This window comes from Mycobacterium pinniadriaticum (genome assembly GCF_026242045.1).
GTDB lineage: Bacteria > Actinomycetota > Actinomycetes > Mycobacteriales > Mycobacteriaceae > Mycobacterium > Mycobacterium pinniadriaticum.
The window spans coordinates 285,259-306,697 of the sequence record NZ_JAPJDO010000003.1; the positions used below are offsets into that span (position 1 = coordinate 285,259).

Here is a 21,439-nt window from a genome sequence, read left to right on the forward strand (position 1 = left end):
AGCGCGCCGAAATCACTGGATTTCTCGCGGATCGCCGGTGCCCATATACTTGGCCAGCTGGTGATGCAGGTTGACGGTGCTGCGCTCCCGGTAGGGATTGGGCAGTGTCCCGGGGAATCCGGCCGACTTCATGCCCTGCTGTACCGCCGCCATGTTGGAGAAGTCCTGGGGCAGCACCGAACGCCAGTTCGGGTCCCCAGGCGGCGTGTACTCCCACTCGGTCTGCGGCTCTTCGCCTTTCGGGTACAGCTCGAAGACCGAGACTTCGAAGATGCACTTGTCGGGATCGTAACTCGGGTCGGGGCGGGCGCTGTAGCACAGCGCAACGGTCAAGCCCTGTCCGATCTGGAAGTTGGGGAAGATCTGCCACGCCGTGCCGCTCTGCCCCAGGACGTCGGCGGGAATCGTCGGCCAGATGACTCCGCGTGCCTCGTCGTCACGGCGCGCCGAGGCCAGCCAGTGCTCGAGCACCTTGTCGGCCGGAGTGCCCTCGGGGAGCTCGTCGACAAGCCGTTTGGCGGCGTTCACCAGCGTCTCGGTGGTGGAGGTGTTGGTCTCCTCCATGGTGTAGATCTGCATCTCGGCGGTCGATATCCGCGGATCCGCACCGCTACCGAGCCGGATCTTGGACTTGGTGGCCTCCATGTCCTGTGGAGCGTCGTAGCCGATGTTGCTGTGCTTGCCCTGCACCTTGGCCCAGCCCTTGAACTCACCGAACTTGTTGAACTCCGGGTGTGTGGTGAAGACGTGGTAGGTCTCGTTGAAGGCCTCCAGCGCGACCTTCCAGTTGCAGTCGAAGTTCAGCCACTTGCGCCACTTGAAGCGCATGTTCTCCAGTCCGAACGGGTCGAGGATCTTCGCCGCCGGGAACAGGTAGTCGGCCAGCGGCTCGCAGTCCGGATCCATGTTGATCCACAGCCAGCCGCCCCAGGTGTCGACCCGCACCGGAGCCAGATGGGTGTTCTCACCCGTGAGCGCCCCCTTCCAGTCCTCCTGTTCACGGATGTGGGTACACGCCCCGTCCAGTCCGTACGTCCAGCCGTGGAATCCGCAGACGAAGGACTTGCGGGCCCGGCCCAGCGCGTTCTTGGCGCCCGGCGGCACGTCGATCAGCCGCCGCCCCCGGTGCATGCACACGTTGTGGTGCGCCGCGAATGCCTCTTTCGATTCAGCGGTCGAGGTCCGCACCACGATGATGGAGTCGTCGAGGATGTCATAGGTGAGGTAGCTGCCCACCTCGGGGAGCTCCTCAACCCGGCCCACCTGCTGCCACACCTTGCGCCACAACCGATCTCGCTCGGCGCGGGCGTACTCCGGCGAGATATAGGCGTCGGTGCCGATGGTCATCGGCTCGGAGAGTTCCTCGGTGTCGGCACCCTTGATGTCCGTCATGCGTTCCCCCAACGTGTGATGGCTGACCGGAATGTCTCGTCTTTCAGGAACAGCGACGTGTTGTCGGCATCGAGGTGTGTCCACCGCAGGTTCAGCCCGCCGTCGACCAGCAGGGTCTGACCAGTGACATAGCTGGACATCTCCGAGAGCAGAAACAGGATGGCCCCGGCCTGTTCGGCGGGCCGGCCGCGCCGGCCCATCGCGATCGCGCGGCGGTCCCGGTCGGGATCGGATTCGACATAGGTGCCCGACGCCGGGGTCTCGGTGACACCGGGCGCGACGGCGTTGACCCGGATTCCGTGAGCTGCGAGTTCGACGGCCATGGTGCGGGTGGCCGCGACGATGGCAGCCTTGGCGGTGCCGTAGGCGATGTGCAGCGGCGCGGTGTTCATGCCGCTGATCGACGAGACCGACACGATCGATCCCGGCAGGCCGCTGACCCGCAGCTCTTCGGCGACGGCCTGGCTCATGAAGAACATCGTCTCGAGATTCGCGGCGAACAGCTCCCGCCAGTCCGAGCGCGACACCCGGGTCGACGGCATCCAGGTCGACGGTCCGGCACCGCCGGCGACGTTGACCAATCCGTAGAGGTCCCCGTCGGTATGGCGGGCCGCGTCCAGCACGGTGGCGATGCCGTCGTCAGTCGAGACATCGGCGGCGACCGGAACGACGGGCAGGCCCGCGGCGGACAACGGGCCCACATGCCTGTCGAGGTTCTCCGGTGAGCGGCTCACCGCGATGACGGTGGCGCCGGCGCGGGCCACCGATTCGGTGACCGTGGTGCCGATGCCGCCGCCACCAGCACCGGCGACCACGACGACGCGGCCGTCGAGGCCCAGCAGATCGGCGTCCGTCGGCATTACCCCGCGACCACCAATGCGGTAATAGTCCGGACAAAATATGGCATTGCGCTCATCGCAGAACATCATTCTCCAGCCGTGTCTATGCAGTCAAGGCCGGATTTCCGGGAGCCGCTCATCTATTGTCTGGACTAATTGTGGTTGGTAGGGTCGGCTGCCGTGACGCGCTACGCAGCATCGAAGCCGCCGAGCACCGGGCCGGGCTGGTCACTGGACCGGCTCACCCCGCCGAGCCGGGTGTTCGGAGCCAACGGCTTGCGCACCGGCCCGGACGGCCGGGTGTACATCGCGCAGGTCACCGGCAGCCAGATCAGCGCGCTGGACGTCGGCACCGGCGCGGTCGAGGCCGTCAGCCCCAAGGGCGGCGATATCGTCGCTCCTGACGACGTGGCCTTCGACGACGCGGGACGCCTCATCGCCACCGAGGTGATGAATGGGCGCGTCAGTGTGCTGGAGAACGGCCGTGCGCGTGTGCTGCGCGACGATGTGCCCTCGGCCAACGGCATCACCGTCCACAACGGGCGGCTGTTCGTCGGCGAGTGCCGCCACGGTGGCCGACTGCTGGAGCTGCCCATGGATGGCGGCCCGCCCCGGGTGATCTCCGAGAACCTCCCGTCCCCCAATGCGATGGAGTTCGGGCCGGACGGGAAGTTGTACTTCCCGGTGATGGACGCCAACGAGATCTGGCGTATCGACGTCGACGGCGGCGAGCCGGAGCCCGTCGCCGGTGATCTCGGCGTCCCCGATTCGGTGAAGTTCGACGCAGACGGGTACATCGTGTCCACTCAGGTATTCAGCGGACAGGTGCTGCGCATCGATCCGCGGACCGGCGTGCAGACCGTGCTGGCCCAGCTGGCACCCGGCCTGGACAACTGCACTTTCACCGGGTCCGGCACCGACGCAAGGCTGTTCGTCTCCAACTTCACTGGCGAGATCACCGAGATCCTCCCCGACGGGACGACTCGCGCCGCGCTGCAGGGCGGGCTGAACTGGCCCCTGGACCTCGCGGTCGGTGCCGACGGCGCCCTGTACATCGCCGACGGCACCTACTTCTACCGATTGATGCCCGGCGGCGAGAAGCAGATCGCGGGCATGTTGTTCACACCCGGGTATCCGGGCTTCCTGCGTGGCCTGACGCCCTCGGCTCCCGGCGAATTCGTGGTCACCACCGCGAATGGCGACGTCGCCCGCTATCGACCCGAGACCAGCGAAACCGAAGTGATGGCAGGCGGTTTCGATCAGCTCTACGGTGTCGCGCTGGCACCCGACGGTGCGGCTGTCGTCGTGGAGCAAGGTACCGGCCGCGTGCTGGCCATCGGCACCGGCGGTGGCACTGAGGTACTCGCCGCCGGCCTGCAGACTCCGGTTGGCGTGGTGGTCGCGCCCGACGGGACGGTACTGGTCGGCGAAACGGGCCGGGTGGTGAAGCTGTCGGGCGGCCGTGCCGAGACCGTCGTCGACGGGCTCGGGCAGCCACAGGGCCTGCTGATCGCCGACGGCCTGCTCTATATCGTCGACGCGGGCCGCAAGGAGGTTGTCGCCGTGGATCTTGCCAGCGGCGCACGCCAGACGATCGCATCGGATCTTCCGGTCGGGGCGCCGCCGGGGGTCACGCCCAAGCCGCTGCTGGGCATGCCGCCGTTCTCCGGTCCGCAGGGTCCGTTCGCGGGCATCGCGGGCGGCCCCGACGGCACCCTCTACGTGTCCGCCGACGCCGACGGCAGCGTACTCGCGCTGCGACCCACCCACTCGACCCCATGACGCAGGAGGTCGCCGCTTCGGCCCCCAACCCGCGCTACCTGCAGGTGGCCCGGACGCTGCGGCAGGAGATCGTCGACGGAGTGTTCCCGGTCGGCTCTCAGCTCCCCACCGAACATGAACTGTGCGAACGCTTCTCCGTGAGCCGCTACACGGTGCGCGAGGCTCTGCGCCGGCTGCGGGAGGACAACCTGATCTCGTCGCGGCCACGGGCGGGAACTCTGGTGACGGCGCGTACGTCCACCGGAACCTACGCGCAGGACCTCATGTCGATCGACGACTTGATGGCGTTCGCCACCGGTGCCCGGTTCGTCATCCAGGCCAACCGCATGCTCACCGTCGACGCCGCCCTGGCCGAGCGCACCGGCCTGCCTGCCGGCGAAGAGTGGCTGGGGGTCGGTGGATACCGCCAGGTCGAGGGTGCGACCAATGCCGTGTGCTTCACCGAGTACTACATCAACCGGGCGTTCGCCGCGGTCGGGCGGATCTTGCAGCGCCACAACGGCCCGATCTTCCCGCTGATCGAGGACATGTTCGGCTGCAGCATCGTCGAAGTACACCAGGAGATCTCCGCGGTCCCGATGCGGGCCGATCTGGGGGAACGCCTCGACGTCGAACCCGGCACCCCGGCGCTGCAGGTCCGCCGCACCTATCGCACCTCCGAGGGCGACATCGCCCAGGTAACCATCAACACCCACCCGGCGCGGCGTTACACGCACACCATGACGTTACGCCGGGTCAAGGAGTAGACCGTGACCCGCGATGAGTTCGGCTCCGATGCCTATCGGCGCGGGTGGTGGGTCTCCACCACCCTGGCCGATGCACTGCGGGCGGCCGCCGAGAAGACGCCGGAGCGGGTGTTGGTCGTCGACGATGGGGTCCGCCTGGACTGCGCGACGGTGAACCGGCAGGCCCGTTCACTCGCCGCGGCGTTGTCGACCCGGATGCGGCCGGGGGGCGTGGTGTCGTTCATGCTGCCGAACTGGCATGAGGCCGCGGTGGTCTACCTCGGGGCGACGCTCGCCGGAATGATCGTCAATCCCATCCTGCCGTCCCTGCGCGACCGCGAACTGACGTTCATCCTCGATGACGTCGACAGCCGGATCATCTTCGTTCCGGCCGAATTCCGCGGCCATGATTACGCCGCCATGCTCGGCCGCGTCACCGCCCAGCTGACCTCCCCTCCCGAGGTGGTGGTGCTGCGTGGTGCCGGCCACACCCCCTACTCCGACCTGATCGACGGCGCCGCCCCGACGGACCTGCCCGAGCTGGATCCCGACGACGTGCGCATGATCCTCTATACATCCGGTACCACCGGTCGCCCCAAAGGGGTGCTGCACAGCCATAATTCGCTGAACGCGTTGATCTGCCAGCTTCGTGACCACTGGATGATCGATCCGGGTGACAAGTTCCTGGTGCCTTCGCCGATCGCCCACATCGGCGGCTCCATCTACGCGTTCGAGTGCCCGCTGCTGCTCGGCACCACCGCCGTGCTGATGGACCGCTGGGACGCGGACGACGCGGTGGCGTTGATGACCGCCGAGCGCTGCACTCACATGGCCGGTGCGACCCCGTTTCTGACACAGTTGCTCGCCGCGGCCCGCCGCGCCGGCACCCGGCTACCGGCCCTGAAGGTGTTCATCTGCGGGGGGGCGTCCGTACCGCCATCCCTGATCCGTTCGGCAACAGAATATTTCGACCATGCCGTGGTGTCGCGGGTGTACGGATCCACCGAGGTTCCAGTGACCACAGTCGGCGCCGCCACACCCGGCGACACCGACCACGCCGCCGACACCGACGGCCGGCGCGGTATCGCTGACATCAGGCTGGTCGACGGTGAGATCCGCGCGCGCGGCGCCCAGATGCTGCTCGGCTATCTACACGACGGAAAGCCTGCCGAGGCATTCGATGGCGAGGGCTACTTCCGCACCGGCGACCTCGGCACCTGGGTGGACGGCGACTATCTCGTCGTCACCGGGCGGGCCAAGGACATCATCATCCGCAACGGTGAGAACATCGCGCCCAAGGAGATCGAAGACATCCTGGTCGCCGCGCCCGGTATCGCCGAGATCGCGATCGTCGGCCTTCCCGATGCCCGTACCGGCGAACGCGCGTGCGCAGTCATCGTGCCCGCCGCCGGCACGACGCCCGGCCTGGCCGAATTGCGCGGCATTCTCTCCGGAGCAGGTGTGGCGATGTTCAAAGTCCCTGAGCAGGTGGAGATCTGGGATGCGCTGCCGAAGAACGACGCGGGCAAGGTGCTCAAGCACCAGATCAGGGCCGCACTGATGGAAGGGGAAATATGCCGGAAACAGGCACAGCCCGAGTAGCCGTTGTCACCGGGGCCAGCAGCGGCATCGGGTTCGGCACGGCAGTCACGCTTGCGCAGGCCGGTATGACGGTCCTCGGCACCGGCCGCGACGAGCAGCGTCTGCACGCGCTCACCGAGGCCGTCGTCGCGGCCACCGGCGACCCAGACCGCATCGCCACCATTGCTGTCGATCTGACCACCGACGACGGACCCGGCCGCGTTGTCGAGGAGGCGGTGGCGCGCTGGGGACACATCAACTTCCTGATCAACAACGCCGGTGTGGGCCGGCCCAAACCGTTGCACGAAACCGACGACGAGACCTTGGATTATTTCCTTGGCCTCATGCTGCGAGCCCCGTTCCGGTTGGCCCGCGACGTGATCGGCCACATGGGTCCCGGTTCGGCGATCATCAACATCACGTCCACGTTCGCCGTCGTCGGCGGTCTGCGCGGCGGCGCGTACTCCGCCGCCAAGGGCGGTCTGACCGCGCTGACCACACACATCGCCTGTCAGTACGGTGCGCAGGGGATCCGCTGCAATGCCGTCGCCCCCGGGGTGACGGTGACGCCGATGGTCGAGCAACGACTCTCCGATCCCGGCTTCAAGAAGATGCAGACCGAGATGACGCCGCACACCCGATTGGGGCGGGTTGAGGACATCGCCGGCACGGTGGCGTTCTTGTGCTCGGACGCAGGCAGTTTCATCAACGGGCAGACCATCGTGGTCGACGGCGGCTGGAGCTCGACGAAATACCTGTCGGAGCGTGCGCTGTCCGCGGAATGGGTCGTGCGGTGAACCTGTTCGCCACGCTCGATCAGGCCGCGGCCCGGTTCGGCGACCGGGGCGCCGTCTATCGCGGCGAACAGCAACTGCACACCTGGAGCCAGCTGCGGGAGCGCGCACTGCGGCTGGCCGCCTCGCTTCGCCATTCCTACGCCCCCGGTCAGCGGATCGCTATCGCCAGCGAAAACCGGCCGGAGATCATCGAACTGTTCTACGGAGTATGGGCCGCCGGCTGCGCCGTCGTCCCAGTCAACTTCAAGCTGCATCCCCGCGAGATGGTGCAGATCCTTGAAGATTCAGGTGCGGCAATGGTATTCGCCTCGCCGAAGATCGCAGCGGAGTTGACGCCGCTGGCGCCGGTCGTCGTCGAACTGATCGATGGAGGAGACTACGAGCAGTTGTTCAGCACTCCGCCAGCTGTGCTCGGATCAACCGACCCGTCGGCGCTGGCGTGGCTGTTCTACACCAGCGGCACCACCGGCCGCTCCAAGGGAGCGATGCTTTCGCACCGCAACCTCACCGCGATGACGGTGGCGCACCTGGCCGACATCGACTCCCCGGACGAGAACTGCAGCCTGCTGCACGCCGCCCCGATGTCACACGGGTCGGGGATGTACATCGCCCCCTACGTCTTGCGCGGAGCCCGCCAGGTGGTTTCCCGCTCAGGCGCTTTCGACCCCGACGAGTTCCTCGATCTGTGCGGCCACCACCCGGGATCGTCGGCCTTTCTGGCGCCCACCATGATCCAGCGCCTCGTTGACACCGGGCGCAATGTGCCGGCCTCCTTACGTACGATCGTTTACGGCGGTGGACCGATGTATGTCGACGGCCTGAAGAAGGCGATGGCGGCGTTCGGGCCCGTTTTCGCCCAGATCTACGGTCAGGGCGAATCCCCGATGACCATCACCGGATTGCGTCGTGTCGACCACGACTCCCCCGATGACGCCATCCTCGGTTCGGTCGGCTACCCCCGGTCCGGGGTCGAGGTCGCCGTGTTGGACCCCGATGGCGCGCCCGTCGAGCAGGGCGAGATCGGCGAGATCGTGTGCCGTGGTGATGTGGTGATGTCCGGCTATTGGAACAACGCCGACGCCACCGCCGAGGCGTTGCGCGACGGCTGGCTCTACACCGGCGATATGGGCTCCTTCGACCAGCACGGCTACCTCACGCTTCGGGACCGGTCCAAGGACGTGGTCATCAGCGGTGGGAGCAATGTCTACCCACGCGAGGTCGAGGAGGCGCTCCTGGAGCATCCCGGCGTCGCCGAGGCCTGTGTGGTGGGCGCCCCGGATCCCGAGTGGGGCGAGATCGTCGTGGCGTTCATCGTCGGATCCGCCGCCGAGGAGGCACTCGACGCCCACCTGCTGGACCGGATCGCTCGCTTCAAGCGGCCGAAGCGCTATGTTTTCGTCGACGACCTGCCCAAGAACAGCTATGGGAAGGTCCTCAAACGCGAGTTGCGCGCCCGGCTCGGGTAACGACATTCTCCCCTGCGTAGAATGCCGCTATGTCTCAGGATTACCGTTTCCTCACCTACGAAGACCTCGATGACGGGCGCATCGCGCGCATCATGCTCAACCGGCCCGATGCACGCAACGCCCAGAACCGCGGCCTGCTGGTGGAGCTCAACGAAGCGTTCCTGCGGGCCGAGGCCGACGACAACGTCCGGGTGGTGATCCTGGGCGGTCATGGCCCGATGTTCTCCTCCGGCCATGACCTCGGGTCGGCGGTCTCGCGCGCCGAATACACCCCCGGCCCAGACCAGCACCCGAGCTACCAGGTCAACGGCGGGACGCGGAAGGGTGCCGAGAGCCTGATGCTGCAAGAGTGGCATCACTTCTTCGCCAACACCCGCCGCTGGCGCGACCTCCGCAAGATCACCATCGCCCAGGTGCACGGTGAGGTCTATGCGGCCGCGCTGATGCTGATGTGGGCATGCGATCTGATCGTCGCCGCCGAAGGCACCCGCTTCGCCGACGTGGTCGGCGCCCGGCTCGGGATGTGCGGCGTCGAATACTTCGCCCATCCGTGGGAGTTCGGGCCACGCAAGACCAAGGAGCTGATGCTCACCGGTGACGCGATGACCGTGGACGAGGCCTATCAATTGGGCATGGTGTCCAAGGTGTTCCCGCAGGATGAACTGGCCGACAAGACGCTGGAGTTCGCTCGCCGGATTGCCGAAGTGCCGACCATGGCCGCGCTGCTGGCCAAGGAAGCGGTCAATCAGACGCAAGACAACATGGGTTTCTACAACGCGCTCAACGCCTGCTTCACCCTGCATCAGCTCAACCACTCGCACTGGGCACAAGTCCACGAGAACGGCTGGCCCGTGGGGCTCGAGGAAGACGGCCTGCCGAACTGGCGGACCGCCCCGCCGGTGGTGCCCGCACTCAAGGACCAGGTCCGCGCCGAGGGCTGATCTCGCCTGCCGCAACGCTTGATCGCACGTCACGGCGAAGACTCGGTTTGGCTGCATCTGAATCGATCCAGCAATACCGAGCCTGTTACGGCCCCACTCTCCGGCCCATCGTCGGGTGAGCGTCGGTATACAGCCGCTCGTCATCAACACTTGCCGAAACACCTTGATATGGCGTTTAATTCGGAAAGCGCATCGGGGTGACGAATCCGATTCGCTTGTGATTTCTCAGAAAAATTGTTGCGAGCGCCACACCATTTTGCGAAACGTGGTGCAAAGCACAGACTTTGGTATTCGCGCAAATTAGTTGTTACTTTCGGCAACATGTTTGCAATCGCGACGTTGATGACTCTGATCAGTCAGGTGTCAGGCACGCCGTATATCCCCGGTGGGGACACTCCGGCTGGCACTGACTGTTCGGGGCTGGCCTCCTGGGTGTCCAATGTGGCCACCGGACGACCCGCTTTCGGCAGCCGGTTCCACACCGGCAACGAGGAAGCAGCGCTCCTGGCCCGCGGATTCCACTACGGCACCGCACCCAATTCACTGGTGATCGGCTGGAATGGTCGCCACACCGCCGTCACGCTGCCCGACGGCACCCCGGTGTCCAGCGGCGAGGGTGGCGGCGTGCGGATCGGCGGCGGCGGCGCCTACCAGCCGCAGTTCACCCACCACATGTACCTGCCGATGCCGGCCGAGGCGATGACCGATCCGCTGGCACCGCCCGCGCCGGACGCTCCCCCGGCGGATGCGCCAGTGCTGGTGAACAACGTCGTCGACGCACCGCCGCCCGGCGAATTGCCACCACCACCGGGGGAATTGCCACCACCACCTCCCGGTGACATCGCGCCGGCCGGCACCGAAGTAGCTCTGCCGGCGCCAGATCCGGCCCACCAACCCGCCTAGACAGCCCCGCCCGTCGGCCGCACCGCCTCCCCGGCAGTGCGGCCGACCTGGTTCTAAAATCCTTGCTGTGCCATGAGTTTCGCGCCCGCCTCGCGGGCGGCGGCAGGCCGGACCAGCACACCGATGACGACAAGGGCAAGCACCGCGATGGCCAGGCCGGGGCCCCACAGCGCACTTCCGTCCGGCCACGGAATGACGTTGCGGTACAAGGTGTATCCCAGCAGCGCCAGCCCGAGCACCGGGATCACCACTTCCGATCGACGAATCTGACCGTCATCGGCGACGAACAGCAGCCGCACCGCGCCCAATGTGGCCAGTACATAGGCCACCAGCAGGATCAGGGTGCCCGCGGTCGCGGCGATAGTGAACACGTCGAAAGGCGTCGCCCGCAACAGCACCCAGCCGACGGCCTGGATCACCACCACCACGGCCACACTCACGGTCGCCGCCACGTGCGGCACATTGCGGCTCGGGTGCACCGAGGCCAGCGCCGTCGGGCCCATCCCGTCCCGACTCAGCGCGAAGATCAGCCGGCTCGCGCCGACGACGCAGGCCAGGCAACACGCCGCCGCGCTGAATGTCGCACCGATCACGATGACGTACGACAACCATGAGGCGACGTATCGCTGCGCGAGATCACCTATCAGGGCTTCGGATTTGACGAACGCCTGCACCCCGCCGGCATCCGTCCCGAACGCCATCATCTCGATCGCCGTGACGACCACGAAGAACACGCCGCCGAATAGCGCGGTGCCCAGAATCGCCCGCGGAATGTTGCGCCGGGGTTGTTCGGTCTCCTCGCCGAGGGTCGCCGCGGCCTCGAATCCCGCGAAAGACAAAAAGCCGAACACGATTCCCAGGAAGACCGTCGACACCGAGGTGCCCGAGGTGACGGTGAACACCGACATATCCACGCGCTGGCCACCCGGCGAATGGCCGGTGATGAGCTTGCCGAGCGTTATCACGGCAACCACCAGAATCAGCGCGATCGTCAGGCCCTCGGTCACCAGCAGCAACGTGGTGCCGCCCCGGATCTCACGGACCGAAAACCACCACACTGCGGCGAGCACAAGCCAAGCGAACACATACCCCGCCCAGTCGGGTAAGTCATTGGGCGACAGAATTTTCCGTATCAGGTCGGTTAGGAAGATGCCCGCGGCCGTGGAGGTCACCGCGCCGTAGAAGACATAAGTGCCTGCGTTGAGCCAACCGGCCACGCTGCCGGCGCGGGGTCCCAACGTGGCACCGACGAACGCATAGACGCTGCCGGCATGACTGAACCGCTGCGAAAGGCGGACGAAGGTGTGGGCAATCAGTAGCACGCCGACGGTGGCCAGCAGGAACGCCAGCGGAACTGCCCGGCCGACCGCCGCGGCAGTGCCTTGCGGGTTGATGTTGATGGCCATCGACGGGGCCATCAGGGCGACCGATACCCCGACCGCCGACCACACGTTGAGGCTCCGGCGCAGCGAGGACGCCTGGATGCCGTCGCCCGGCGCCTGCTCGGCGGCCTGCGGCACTCAGAGCTCCTCGTCGAGGATCAGCGCCTCCTCCGGGCAGGCCGCGACGCCATCGCGGGTGCGCTGTTCGTCCCCGGGCGCGACCTCGTGCTCTTCGAGGATCGAATAACCCATATCGTCGATCGGGAAGAGTTCGGGATCGACGGCATAACACTGCGCGTGGCCCACACACCGGGACCTTTCCAGACGAACCCGCATCGACTCAGGTTAGCCGCGGGCCGCGCCGTGCCGCACCGGTTCAGGTAACCGCGCCCGTCAGGGGTTGATCGTGTTCTCGCCGACCTGACGACCCCACACGTACTCGGTAAGCAACGGCTTGCCGAGTTCGAAGTGGTTGTACGGGGCGATCGAGGCGCCGTCGTCGATCACCAGGTAGGGCGCCGGCCAGAAGTTGCGGTCGACCGTCTGCCAGCAACCCGGCGCACCGCCGGGGCCGCCTCGGCCATTGATCCGCGGAAGATTATCGGGATAGACGTAGGGGTTGGGCGCACCGAGGATCTCGGTCATGGTGCGCAACGAATACCCGTTGCCGCCGAAGGAGTCCAGCGCCGCGGGCACCGCCTGGGCGACGTTGCGGATGCCGCAGAAGAGCTCCGGGCTGTACGTGTCGAGTAGCTGAGTACTGGGCACCAGGTCCGACATGGCCCGCACCAGGTACGGGCTGCCGCGCTCGAAGACATCGGCGCCGGTGTCGCCGAAGCCGATGGACGCCAGCAGCGCCGCGTCGATGTCCTTCTGTTGACCGTTCAGTGAGTGCGCGGTGGTGGCCAGGTTGTCGAGCGCGCTCCACAGGTCCGGGCTGGCCCCGGCATAGACGTCAGCCAGATCGGACAGCCGCTGAACGTCGTAGCGGATCTGTGGCATTTGCGGGTTGACGTCGTCGAGTACGGCATTGCCCGCAACGATGGACCTTCCGAATTCGGTGCCCAGGCCACTCAGCGCCTCGGCGGTCGCCGACAGCGTCACGTTGAGCTTGATCGGGTCCACCTTCTCGGCGATCGAGGTGACCGTTTCGAAGAGCGTGTTGAACTCCGTGGTGACACTCGACGCCTCGATCACGTCAGACCCGGTCAGTCGCGCGGCCGCCGGGTTCTTCGGCGTGGACAGTGCGACGTACTTGTTGCCGAACACCGTGCTGGCTTTGACATCGGCGTGCACGTTGGCGGGCATGCTGGCCAGGTAGCGCGGGTCGACTTCCAGCGTCACCTTCGCAATCGTCTGTCCATCGCGCTCGGCCGCGCTGACCTTCCCGACCCGGCCGATGACCACACCGTTATAGGTGACCTTCGATCCCGCGTCCATCACCAAGCCCGCGCGGTCGGAGACCATGGTCAACGCTGTTCTCGGGGACAGGTCCCCGCGGAACTGCAGGAAGATCAGCGTGACGACGCCGACGATGAGGACCAGGAACAACACGCCGGCGGTCTTGAGCGGAGGTCGCCTGCGCCGGCTCACCGCAGCCTCCAGGTCCGGGGGTTGTCATCCCGCGGCCGGCCGCCGGACATCTCGCCTCCTCGTCCCCGACCCCAGCGATTGGGTGTCCCCGCCACACCGACCCCCGGATAGTACGGCAGACCACCGGAATGTACCCGATTTCCCGAACCGGCCGAGCGACATCGGCACAATTCGCCGAATTGCTCTGCGAGCCGATTCACCGACACGGTCGTCAATTATCGGACCGATATCAGGAAACCGCGTAAAGTGCTGTTATCCAGCCAATTCCGAGAATCTGAACACAATTCATCGCACATTGCGGAAAAATGCGGCACTCATGTTGATGAATTTGCTGGCAGGAACCGGCGACCCGCATCGGAACACAAACGGTGTCGGTGACTGGCCGCCGGCATACCCAGGCCCGGCAGACTGGTTCCAAAACCCACTCCGGCTGACGGTGAAGCCGGGATAATCGAAGTCGCCGCCCGGGGGGTTGCCGCCGGCGGGAACCGGCTCAGCGAGGAGCGTGAGACCTATGTCCATCATCGAAGCGGACGCAGCGACCCAGTCGTCGCCATTCGAACGTGAAGTCACCGAAACGCAACGATACTTCGACAGTCCGCGGTTCGAGGGAATCACCCGGCTCTACACCGCGCGGCAGGTGGCCGAGCAGCGCGGCACGATTCCGGTCGACTACGCCGTGGCACGCGAGGCCTCGACGGCCTTCTACAAACGTCTCCGCGAACTCTTCGCCGCGAAAAAGAGCATCACCACCTTCGGCCCGTACTCGCCGGGGCAGGCGGTGACGATGAAGCGGATGGGCATCGAAGGCATCTACCTCGGCGGCTGGGCCACCTCGGCGAAGGGGTCGACCACCGAGGATCCCGGTCCCGACCTCGCCAGCTACCCGCTGAGCCAGGTGCCCGACGAGGCCGCCGGACTGGTGCGCGCGCTGCTGACCGCCGACCGCAACCAGCAGTACCTGCGACTACAGATGACCCCCGAACAACGCGCAGCCCAACCCGCCGTCGACTACCGCCCCTTCATCATCGCCGACGCAGACACCGGCCACGGCGGAGATCCTCATGTGCGCAACCTGATTCGGCGTTTCGTGGAGGCCGGGGTGTCCGGCTACCACATCGAGGATCAACGCCCGGGCACCAAGAAATGCGGCCATCAAGGCGGGAAGGTCCTGGTGGCATCCGACGAACAGCTCAAGCGGCTCAACACCGCACGGTTCCAGCTCGACATCATGGCGGTGCCGGGCATCATCGTGGCCCGCACCGACGCCGAAGCGGCCAATCTGATCGACGGCCGCGCCGACGAGCGCGACCAGCCGTTCCTGCTGGGGGCGACCAACCTCAAAGTCCCGCCGTACAAGGCGTGCTTCCTGGCGATGGTTCGCCGGTTCTATGAAGCCGGTGTCACCGAACTCAACGGACACCTGCTCTACGCACTGCCCGAGGGCGAGTACGCCGTGGCCGATGCGTGGTTGCAGCGGCAGGGCATCTTCGATCTGATCGCCGAGCAGGCCGCCGCCTGGCGTGATGGCAAGGAGCGCTCGCTGGACGCCCTGTTCGACAAGGTCGAATCGAAGTTCGTCGACGCCTGGCAGGACGACGCCGGGCTGGACACCTACGGCGGCGCGGTCGCCGAGCTGTTGCAGTTCCGCGAGGGCGAGGGCGAGCCTCAGGAGATGACAGCCGCGGACTGGCGCACATTCGCCAAGACCGCATCGCTGTACGCGGCCCGGGAGAAGGCGCGCGAACTCGGCGTCGACGCGCCGTGGGACCCGGAGCGGGCCAAGACTCCCGAGGGTTATTACCAGGTGCGCGGCGGAATTCCCTATGCGATCGCGAAATCCCTTGCGGCCGCGCCGTTCGCCGACCTGCTCTGGATGGAGACCAAGACCGCCGACCTGGCCGATGCCCGCGAGTTCGCCGAGGCCGTTCATGCGGTGTATCCGGACAAGATGCTGGCCTACAACCTGTCTCCCTCGTTCAACTGGGACACCACCGGGATGACCGACGAGGAGATGCGCGCCTTCCCCGAGGAGCTCGGCAAGATGGGCTTCGTCTTCAATTTCATGACCTACGGCGGTCACCAGATCGATGGTGTGGCCGCCGAGGAGTTCGCCACCGCGCTGCGTCAGGACGGCATGCTGGCCCTGGCCCGGCTGCAGCGCAAGATGCGGCTGGTCGAGTCGCCGTACCGCACACCCCAGACCCTGGTCGGCGGACCGCGAAGCGATGCCGCGCTGGCCGCGTCCTCCGGTCGCACCGCCACCACGAAGTCGATGGGCAAGGGTTCCACACAGCATCAGCATCTGGTGCAGACCGAGGTGCCCAAGAAGCTTCTCGAAGAGTGGCTGGCGCTGTGGAGCGAGCACTATCAGCTCGGTGAGAAGCTGCGCGTCACGTTGCGGCCGCGGCGGGCCGGCGGCGAGGTGCTCGAGCTCGGCATTTACGGTGAGAGAGAGGATGGTGGCACCGAGGAGCTGCTGGCCAACGCGCTCGTCGACCCGATCAAGGACCGGCACGGCCGCAGCATTCTGACGGTGCGCGATCAGAACACATTCGCCGAGAAGCTGCGCAAGAAGCGCCTGATGACGCTGATCCACTTGTGGATGGTGCACCGGTTCAAGGCCGATGCGGTCTACTACGTCACGCCCACCGAGGACAACATCTATCAGGCCGACAAGATGAAGGCCCACGGCATCTTCAGCGATGTGCACAAAGACGTCGGCGAGATCATCGTCGCCGATGTGAACAAGGATCGGATCGCCCAGTTGCTCGAGCCCGACCGGGCCGCACTGAAGCGGCTGATCGCCAAGGAGGACTGAGCCCGCTCACCGCACACCGCGCCGAAACCGACGTTTGGCCGCGAAAGTGCGAGATGTGAGCGACATTTCGTCGATCTCGGCGCGAACCTACTTCAGGTAGGCCACGATCGCGTTCGTCAACCCGCGGCGAGCCTCGTCGAGGTCCCCGTAACTGCCGAGCTGCTTCTCCGAGGCGATACCGCGCATCGCGCCGGGAATCAGCCACGCCATTTCCCGGATGCGCTGCGGGTCCACGTGCAGATCCGCGAAGGCCTTCTGGCAGGTTTCCTGCCAGCCTTGACCCCAGGAGAACAGTTCGGCGGCGGTCTGCGGGTACTCCCGCTCGAGGTCGGCGTGCTCGCGAGGCAGCGCGGCGCGTAGGTTCTCGATCGCGCGCGAATCCCGATTGGTCAGGCCGTCGTAGAGGGTGTCGATGATGCCGGACACGCGATCGCGCAGGCTCGCCGACGTATCGGGCGGAGTGAAGATGTGCGCACGGCGCTCCGCGGTGTAGCGCAGCACAGCCGCCCAGAACCCGTCGGTGTCACCGAACTGGTACTGCACAGTGCCCCAGGTGGCACCGGCCTCCTTGGCGATCCGGTTGGCCGAGACCGCGCCAGGGTGCCCGGAGGCCAATGCGGTCAGCGCGGCTTCGAGCAGGCTCTCGCGGGTGGCCGAACCCCGCTTGTTCGGCCGTCGTCGCGCGCTGTCCGCTTCCGCCACGCCGGAATCCTACCGCAGATTCATTGACACTTCTATGAAGCCTTCCTAGACTCGCCACCGTGGCCAAACCGTCGCTGTCGATGAAGCCCACCGGATGGTTCCAGGTCGCCTGGTCCGACGAGATCGCGGTGGGCGACGTACACCGGATGAAGTACTTCGACACCGACCTGGTCGCCTGGCGCGCGCAGTCGGGATCGCTGACGGTGATGGATGCCTACTGCGAACATCTGGGTGCCCATCTCGGCTACGGCGGCCAGGTGGTCGGCGAGGTCATCCAGTGCCCGTTCCACGGTTGGCAGTGGAACAACGAGGGCCGCAACGTCTGTATCCCCTACCAGGACAGGCCGAATCGCGGCCGTCGCATCCCCACCTACCCGGTGGTCGAGCGCAATGCGTCGGTCTACATCTGGCATGACATCGGAGGTCGACCGCCCTTCTTCGACGCGCCCGACATCTTCGCCGATTTCGGTGACGACAGCTCCGCCGCCGACTACTACCCGCAGGCCCGGCTCTATCGCCCCCAGCTCGAGTTGCATCCGCAGTACGTGCTCGAAAACGGGGTGGATTTCGCACATTTCAAGTTCGTCCACCAGACGCCGATCGTGCCGCTGTTCACCCGGCACGACTTCGACGAGCCGGTGTCCTACGTGGACTTCACCATCACCTTCGAGGGCGACGAGGGGCAGATCATCGACGACGTCAACAGCGGCGTCGAGGCGATCAACGGCGGACTCGGCGTCGCGGTCACCAAGAGTTGGGGCATGGTCGACAACCGCACCATCTCCGCGGTCACCCCGGTCGACGAGAACACCTCCGATGTCCGGTTCATGGTCTACATCGGCCGGGTGCCCGGCGACGACAGCCCGAAAGCCGAAGCCAAGGCCCAAGCCTTCGGTCAGGCCGTGATCGACCAGTTCGCGGCCGACATCGAGATCTGGCAGCACCAGCGCTACACCGACCGGCCCGCCTTGGCCGCCACCGAGTTCGACGGCTTCACCGCAATTCGCAAATGGGCCAACCAATTCTATGTATCCGACCACCAAGGAGTGCCCCAAGATGTCAGCCAGTAACCCGATTCGGGTGTTCCAGGTGGCGACCGGAAACGTCGGCACCGAGATGATCAAGCGGATCGGCGAGCATCGTGGGCTCGAACTCGTAGGTCTGCACTGCTACACACCGGAGAAGGTCGGCCGCGACGCCGGGGAGATCGCCGGTCTGGCGCCGATCGGGGTCACCGCAACGGGATCCATCGACGCGATCATCGCCGCCAAGCCCGATGTGCTGACCTTCCACGGGGTGTTCCCCGACGAAGACCTGTACGTCAGGGTGCTCGAGGCAGGCATCAACATCGTCACCACCGCCGACTGGATCACCGGCTGGCACCGCGACACCAACCACCCGCACCCCTCCGGCAAGAAGGTCTCCCAGCTTCTCCAGGAGGCTTGCGAGAAGGGCGGTTCGTCGTTCTACGGCACCGGCATGAACCCCGGCGTGAACCAGATCCTCGGGGTGGTCTGCTCCTCGGACGTCGCCGAGATCGAGAACGTCACCACCATCGAGTCCGTCGACGTGTCCTGCCATCACTCGCACGACACCTGGAAGGAGGTCGGTTATGGTCTGCCCGTCGATGATCCGGCGCTGCCCGGCATGCTCGAGAAGTACACTCGCGTCTTCGCCGACAGCGTGCTGATGATGGCCGACTGTTTCGATCTCGAACTCGACGAGGTCAAGTTCACCTACGAGCTCGGCGCCTGCACCAAGGACGTCGACCTCGGGTGGTACCAGCTGCCCAAGGGCTCGCTGGGCGGCAACTACCTCAAATACCAGGGCATGGTGGACGGTGTGCCGCGGGTGGAGACGCATCTGGAGTGGCAGATGACGCCGCACACCGATCCGAGTTGGGACATCAAGGGCTGTTACATCACCCAGATCACCGGCGATCCCTTCGTCTACAACAAGCACATGATCTTCCCCAAGCCGGGCGTCGACCTGTCCGACGTGGCCTCGTTCGCATCGATCGGCATGACCGTCACCGGCATGCCGGCCCTCAACGCGATCCCCGCCGTGGTGGCCGCTCCGCCCGGGCTGATCACGAGCGCGGACCTTCCGCTGCGCGGATTCGCCGGCCGATTCAAGAAATGATCGTGCGGCTGACCGGAGTTCGCTGGCGTGTCCGGAGCGAACTGAAACGGCAACGGTATCGGTCCGGATTCAGTTTGGTAACGAAACGATAAATACCCAGTTCAGAGGTCCGATCCGCGCGTGATTTCGACGCCCGGCGCCGGTCGTCGCGCGATCTCGGCAGCAACGTCGTGTGTCGTCGACGAAGCGTGTCCGGCCCGGTCCGGCGCCGAATAAGAGATAGCGCTGGGTGTTCAATCGCCGGAATTGTCCAGGTAGAGTGCCGCCCGTGGGCAGACACCGGTTAGCCAAGCCACGGCGCCGCTGGTCGGTCGCCGTGGTCGCCCTGGCCGCGATCCCGGTGGCCGGCGTCCTGACCGCCAGCACCGGCGGGCTGCCCAGCCGGGTCGCCCCGGGCAGCGATTGCTGCGCCGAAATCGTGGCGGCCGGGCCTCAGAACCTCAACGCCGCGCCGATCGGCGCCCACTACGTCGTCATGACCCAGGCGGAACTGGTGGCCAGCAGAAGTGCGGCCAACCGCAGCGTCCTGCGTGAGCTACCCCCGGGTGTCGGTATCGAGCGAGGCCTGCAGATCAAGACGATCCTCGCTGAGCGCCTCATCAGTGCCCACTTCCCCGAGATCCACAACATCGGCGGGGTCCGGTCGGACTACTTGAAGTGGCACCCGATGGGGCTGGCCATCGACGTGATGATCCCGAACTACCAGACCCCGGAGGGCAAGGAACTCGGCGACCGCATCGCGGCCTTCGCCCTCGCCAACGCCGACCGGCTATCGCTGAACCACGTGATCTGGCGGCGGATCATGTACGACCACGGCGGAAAGCCCTTTCTGATGGGGAATCTCGGGTCCGACGACGCCAACCACTACACTCACGTGCACATCGCCACCGACGGTGGCGGCTACCCCACCGGCGGCGAGAGTTACTTTGGCTGACCCCAGGCATTTCGGCGGGCTCGCCGTACTGCTGAGCGGTGCGCTGGCCCTCGCACCGGTGGCGCACGCCGATGAGGCATTCTGGGGCGGCTGGTACAAGATCACCTTCCACACCGACCAGAAGACCGGCACCAGCATCGCGGCCACGCAGCAGGAAACGCCGTACACCGCCTCGTACAAGATCACGACGGACTGTTCGTCGGGCAGCTGTATCGCCTCGGTGCTCGACGGGCCGACGCCGAAGGACAACGTCACGCAATCCACCACTTTCACGTGGACTGGCTCGCAGTGGTCGCGGTCGAACAGCTGGCGCTGGGACTGCACCCTGCCCGACGGCACCATCACCTACGACCCGGCGAACTCGGTGACCACCTACACCCCCCAGCCGGACGGATCGCTCGCGGGCACCTTCGCGACCACCATCGACAGTGGTGCCTGCGAGGGCACGGTGAACATCCCGGTGTCCGCCGTCCCTTTCACGCCCTGAGCACTTAGGGTGCGAAGGGTGAATCGTCTCGACCGCTTCTTCGAGATCACCGCCCTGGTGATCGTCGCGGGCTTCGTCCTGCACTTCACCCGCAGCGGCATCAAGTCGCCGATCGGCATGTGACCCTTTGCTGCCGACGGACAACCACGTCCACTCGCGATGGTCCTGGGATACCGCGGACTCATCCTCGATGGAGCTGGCCTGTGTCCGCGCGGTCGAACTCGGCCTGCCGGGGGTGGCCTTCACCGAACACGTCGACTTCACCGACTGGGGACCCGGCGATGCGGGCAGTGCCCGCGGCCACACCGTCGGTCCGCGCCCCAGGGTGCAGCCCTTCGACGTCGAAGGCTATGCCGCCGATCTCGCGCGCTGCCGAGACACGTTCCCGCAGTTACGGATTCTGTCCGGTATCGAGGCGGGCGAACCGCATCTGTTCTCCAGCGCGGTCGCCTCGATCCTCGATTCCGGCGACTTCGACTGGGTGCTGGGCAGCCTGCACGCCGTCGAGCACAACGGTGCACTGCACTTCGTCGACGACGATCTGTTCGGCCGACTCGATGCGCGGGATCTGATGCGCCGCTACTTCGACGAACTGCTGCTGCTGGTCGAGAGCTCGTCGGCCTTCGGCGTACTCGCGCACTGCGACTACGCCCGTCGGTACTGGCCCGCCAGGGCCGGCGAGTACCGCGAGATCGAATTCGAGGAGGCCTACCGGGCCGTGTTTCGCGCACTGGCCGCCTCGGGGCGGGCATTGGAAATCAACACCCGAAGCCCGCTGGCGTCAGTGGATTTGGTGCACTGGTGGTGGCAGTCCGGCGGCGAGGCCGTGTCGTTCGGCAGCGACGCACACGACCCGTACTCGGTGGGCACTCGGTTCGCGGTCGCCGTCGACGTCGTCGAGGCCGCCGGATTCCGGCCCGGCCGGGACCGATTCGACTTGTGGCGTCGCTGA

19 protein-coding genes are annotated in these 21,439 nt (G+C 66.2%); 13 read left to right on the forward strand and 6 right to left on the reverse strand.

Annotated elements, in window-relative coordinates:
* Positions 1 to 12: 12 nt before the first annotated feature.
* Both ORI27_RS05620 and ORI27_RS05625 read right to left on the reverse strand, forming a co-directional pair.
* Positions 13 to 1,392, reverse strand: coding sequence for an aromatic ring-hydroxylating oxygenase subunit alpha (locus ORI27_RS05620; protein WP_265995574.1), 1,380 nt, complete (start codon positions 1,390 to 1,392; stop codon positions 13 to 15).
* Positions 1,389 to 2,252 (reverse strand): SDR family NAD(P)-dependent oxidoreductase, encoded by an 864-nt coding sequence (locus tag ORI27_RS05625; protein ID WP_265995575.1) that lies wholly within the window; start codon positions 2,250 to 2,252, stop codon positions 1,389 to 1,391. Before ORI27_RS05625 ends, ORI27_RS05620 begins: the two co-directional genes overlap by 4 nt.
* Positions 2,253 to 2,411: 159 nt before the next feature.
* Between ORI27_RS05625 and ORI27_RS05630 the strand changes: the two genes are divergently transcribed.
* From ORI27_RS05630 to ORI27_RS05660, 7 genes are all read left to right on the forward strand, one after another.
* Positions 2,412 to 4,013 (forward strand): SMP-30/gluconolactonase/LRE family protein, encoded by a 1,602-nt coding sequence (locus tag ORI27_RS05630; RefSeq protein ID WP_265995576.1) that lies wholly within the window; start codon positions 2,412 to 2,414, stop codon positions 4,011 to 4,013.
* Positions 4,010 to 4,759, forward strand: a complete 750-nt coding sequence (locus tag ORI27_RS05635; RefSeq protein ID WP_265995577.1) for a GntR family transcriptional regulator — start codon at positions 4,010 to 4,012, stop codon at positions 4,757 to 4,759. Before ORI27_RS05630 ends, ORI27_RS05635 begins: the two co-directional genes overlap by 4 nt.
* Positions 4,760 to 4,762: 3 nt before the next feature.
* Complete coding sequence (locus tag ORI27_RS05640) at positions 4,763 to 6,340, forward strand: AMP-binding protein (RefSeq protein ID WP_265995578.1); 1,578 nt, start codon at positions 4,763 to 4,765, stop codon at positions 6,338 to 6,340.
* On the forward strand, positions 6,313 to 7,116 hold the full coding sequence (locus tag ORI27_RS05645; protein WP_265995579.1) for an SDR family NAD(P)-dependent oxidoreductase: 804 nt from the start codon (positions 6,313 to 6,315) through the stop codon (positions 7,114 to 7,116). Before ORI27_RS05640 ends, ORI27_RS05645 begins: the two co-directional genes overlap by 28 nt.
* The gene (locus ORI27_RS05650; protein ID WP_265995580.1) at positions 7,101 to 8,582 is read left to right on the forward strand and encodes an acyl-CoA synthetase; all 1,482 of its coding nucleotides are present in this window, start codon (positions 7,101 to 7,103) and stop codon (positions 8,580 to 8,582) included. The genes ORI27_RS05645 and ORI27_RS05650 overlap by 16 nt, the downstream gene beginning before the upstream one ends.
* Positions 8,583 to 8,611: 29 nt before the next feature.
* A complete protein-coding gene (locus tag ORI27_RS05655) occupies positions 8,612 to 9,523 on the forward strand; it encodes an enoyl-CoA hydratase (RefSeq protein ID WP_265995581.1) in 912 nt (303 codons plus the stop codon).
* Positions 9,524 to 9,844: 321 nt separating this feature from the next.
* The gene (locus tag ORI27_RS05660) at positions 9,845 to 10,426 is read left to right on the forward strand and encodes a peptidoglycan endopeptidase (protein WP_323055565.1); all 582 of its coding nucleotides are present in this window, start codon (positions 9,845 to 9,847) and stop codon (positions 10,424 to 10,426) included.
* Positions 10,427 to 10,479: 53 nt separating this feature from the next.
* On the opposite strand, the gene ORI27_RS05665 is transcribed toward ORI27_RS05660, so the two are convergent.
* The 3 genes from ORI27_RS05665 to ORI27_RS05675 are packed head-to-tail and all read right to left on the reverse strand — an operon-like array spanning position 10,480 to position 13,413.
* A complete protein-coding gene (locus ORI27_RS05665; protein WP_265995582.1) occupies positions 10,480 to 11,946 on the reverse strand; it encodes an APC family permease in 1,467 nt (488 codons plus the stop codon).
* Entirely contained in the window at positions 11,947 to 12,144 is a 198-nt protein-coding gene (locus tag ORI27_RS05670; protein WP_265995583.1) for a ferredoxin, read from the reverse strand.
* A gap of 57 nt (positions 12,145 to 12,201) precedes the next feature.
* Positions 12,202 to 13,413 carry an MCE family protein gene (locus ORI27_RS05675; RefSeq protein ID WP_265995665.1) on the reverse strand — a complete coding sequence of 404 codons (1,212 nt, stop codon included), beginning with the start codon at positions 13,411 to 13,413 and terminating at the stop codon, positions 12,202 to 12,204.
* Positions 13,414 to 13,915: 502 nt separating this feature from the next.
* Here ORI27_RS05675 and aceA point away from each other — a divergent pair.
* Entirely contained in the window at positions 13,916 to 16,222 is a 2,307-nt protein-coding gene (gene aceA / locus ORI27_RS05680; RefSeq protein ID WP_265995584.1) for an isocitrate lyase ICL2, read from the forward strand.
* 87 nt (positions 16,223 to 16,309) lie between these two features.
* On the opposite strand, the gene ORI27_RS05685 is transcribed toward aceA, so the two are convergent.
* Positions 16,310 to 16,924 (reverse strand): TetR/AcrR family transcriptional regulator, encoded by a 615-nt coding sequence (locus ORI27_RS05685; protein ID WP_265995585.1) that lies wholly within the window; start codon positions 16,922 to 16,924, stop codon positions 16,310 to 16,312.
* Between the two features lie 59 nt (positions 16,925 to 16,983).
* Between ORI27_RS05685 and ORI27_RS05690 the strand changes: the two genes are divergently transcribed.
* The 5 genes from ORI27_RS05690 (at position 16,984) to ORI27_RS05710 (ending at position 21,439) form a co-directional block, all read left to right on the forward strand.
* Positions 16,984 to 17,994, forward strand: a complete 1,011-nt coding sequence (locus tag ORI27_RS05690) for a Rieske 2Fe-2S domain-containing protein (protein ID WP_265995586.1) — start codon at positions 16,984 to 16,986, stop codon at positions 17,992 to 17,994.
* Positions 17,981 to 19,066 (forward strand): NAD(P)H-dependent amine dehydrogenase family protein, encoded by a 1,086-nt coding sequence (locus tag ORI27_RS05695; protein ID WP_265995587.1) that lies wholly within the window; start codon positions 17,981 to 17,983, stop codon positions 19,064 to 19,066. The genes ORI27_RS05690 and ORI27_RS05695 overlap by 14 nt, the downstream gene beginning before the upstream one ends.
* A 268-nt stretch (positions 19,067 to 19,334) precedes the next feature.
* A complete protein-coding gene (locus ORI27_RS05700; RefSeq protein ID WP_265995588.1) occupies positions 19,335 to 20,000 on the forward strand; it encodes a hypothetical protein in 666 nt (221 codons plus the stop codon).
* Positions 19,993 to 20,487 carry an Rv2253 family sensor-like surface protein gene (locus ORI27_RS05705; RefSeq protein ID WP_265995589.1) on the forward strand — a complete coding sequence of 165 codons (495 nt, stop codon included), beginning with the start codon at positions 19,993 to 19,995 and terminating at the stop codon, positions 20,485 to 20,487. Before ORI27_RS05700 ends, ORI27_RS05705 begins: the two co-directional genes overlap by 8 nt.
* 127 nt (positions 20,488 to 20,614) lie before the next feature.
* A complete protein-coding gene (locus tag ORI27_RS05710) occupies positions 20,615 to 21,439 on the forward strand; it encodes a PHP domain-containing protein (RefSeq protein WP_265995591.1) in 825 nt (274 codons plus the stop codon).

Bases quoted from the DNA above. Each gene is read 5' to 3' on its own strand.
- ORI27_RS05695 (WP_265995587.1), top strand. From the start codon at position 17,981: ATGTCAGCCAGTAACCCGATTCGGGTGTTCCAGGTGGCGACCGGAAAC.
- ORI27_RS05650 (WP_265995580.1), top strand. From the start codon at position 7,101: ATGGGTCGTGCGGTGAACCTGTTCGCCACGCTCGATCAGGCCGCGGCC.
- ORI27_RS05635 (WP_265995577.1), top strand. From the start codon at position 4,010: ATGACGCAGGAGGTCGCCGCTTCGGCCCCCAACCCGCGCTACCTGCAG.
- ORI27_RS05660 (WP_323055565.1), top strand. From the start codon at position 9,845: ATGTTTGCAATCGCGACGTTGATGACTCTGATCAGTCAGGTGTCAGGC.
- ORI27_RS05625 (WP_265995575.1), bottom strand. From the start codon at position 2,252: ATGCCGACGGACGCCGATCTGCTGGGCCTCGACGGCCGCGTCGTCGTG.
- ORI27_RS05655 (WP_265995581.1), top strand. From the start codon at position 8,612: ATGTCTCAGGATTACCGTTTCCTCACCTACGAAGACCTCGATGACGGG.
- ORI27_RS05670 (WP_265995583.1), bottom strand. From the start codon at position 12,144: ATGCGGGTTCGTCTGGAAAGGTCCCGGTGTGTGGGCCACGCGCAGTGT.
- ORI27_RS05645 (WP_265995579.1), top strand. From the start codon at position 6,313: ATGCCGGAAACAGGCACAGCCCGAGTAGCCGTTGTCACCGGGGCCAGC.
- aceA (WP_265995584.1), top strand. From the start codon at position 13,916: ATGTCCATCATCGAAGCGGACGCAGCGACCCAGTCGTCGCCATTCGAA.
- ORI27_RS05620 (WP_265995574.1), bottom strand. From the start codon at position 1,392: ATGACGGACATCAAGGGTGCCGACACCGAGGAACTCTCCGAGCCGATG.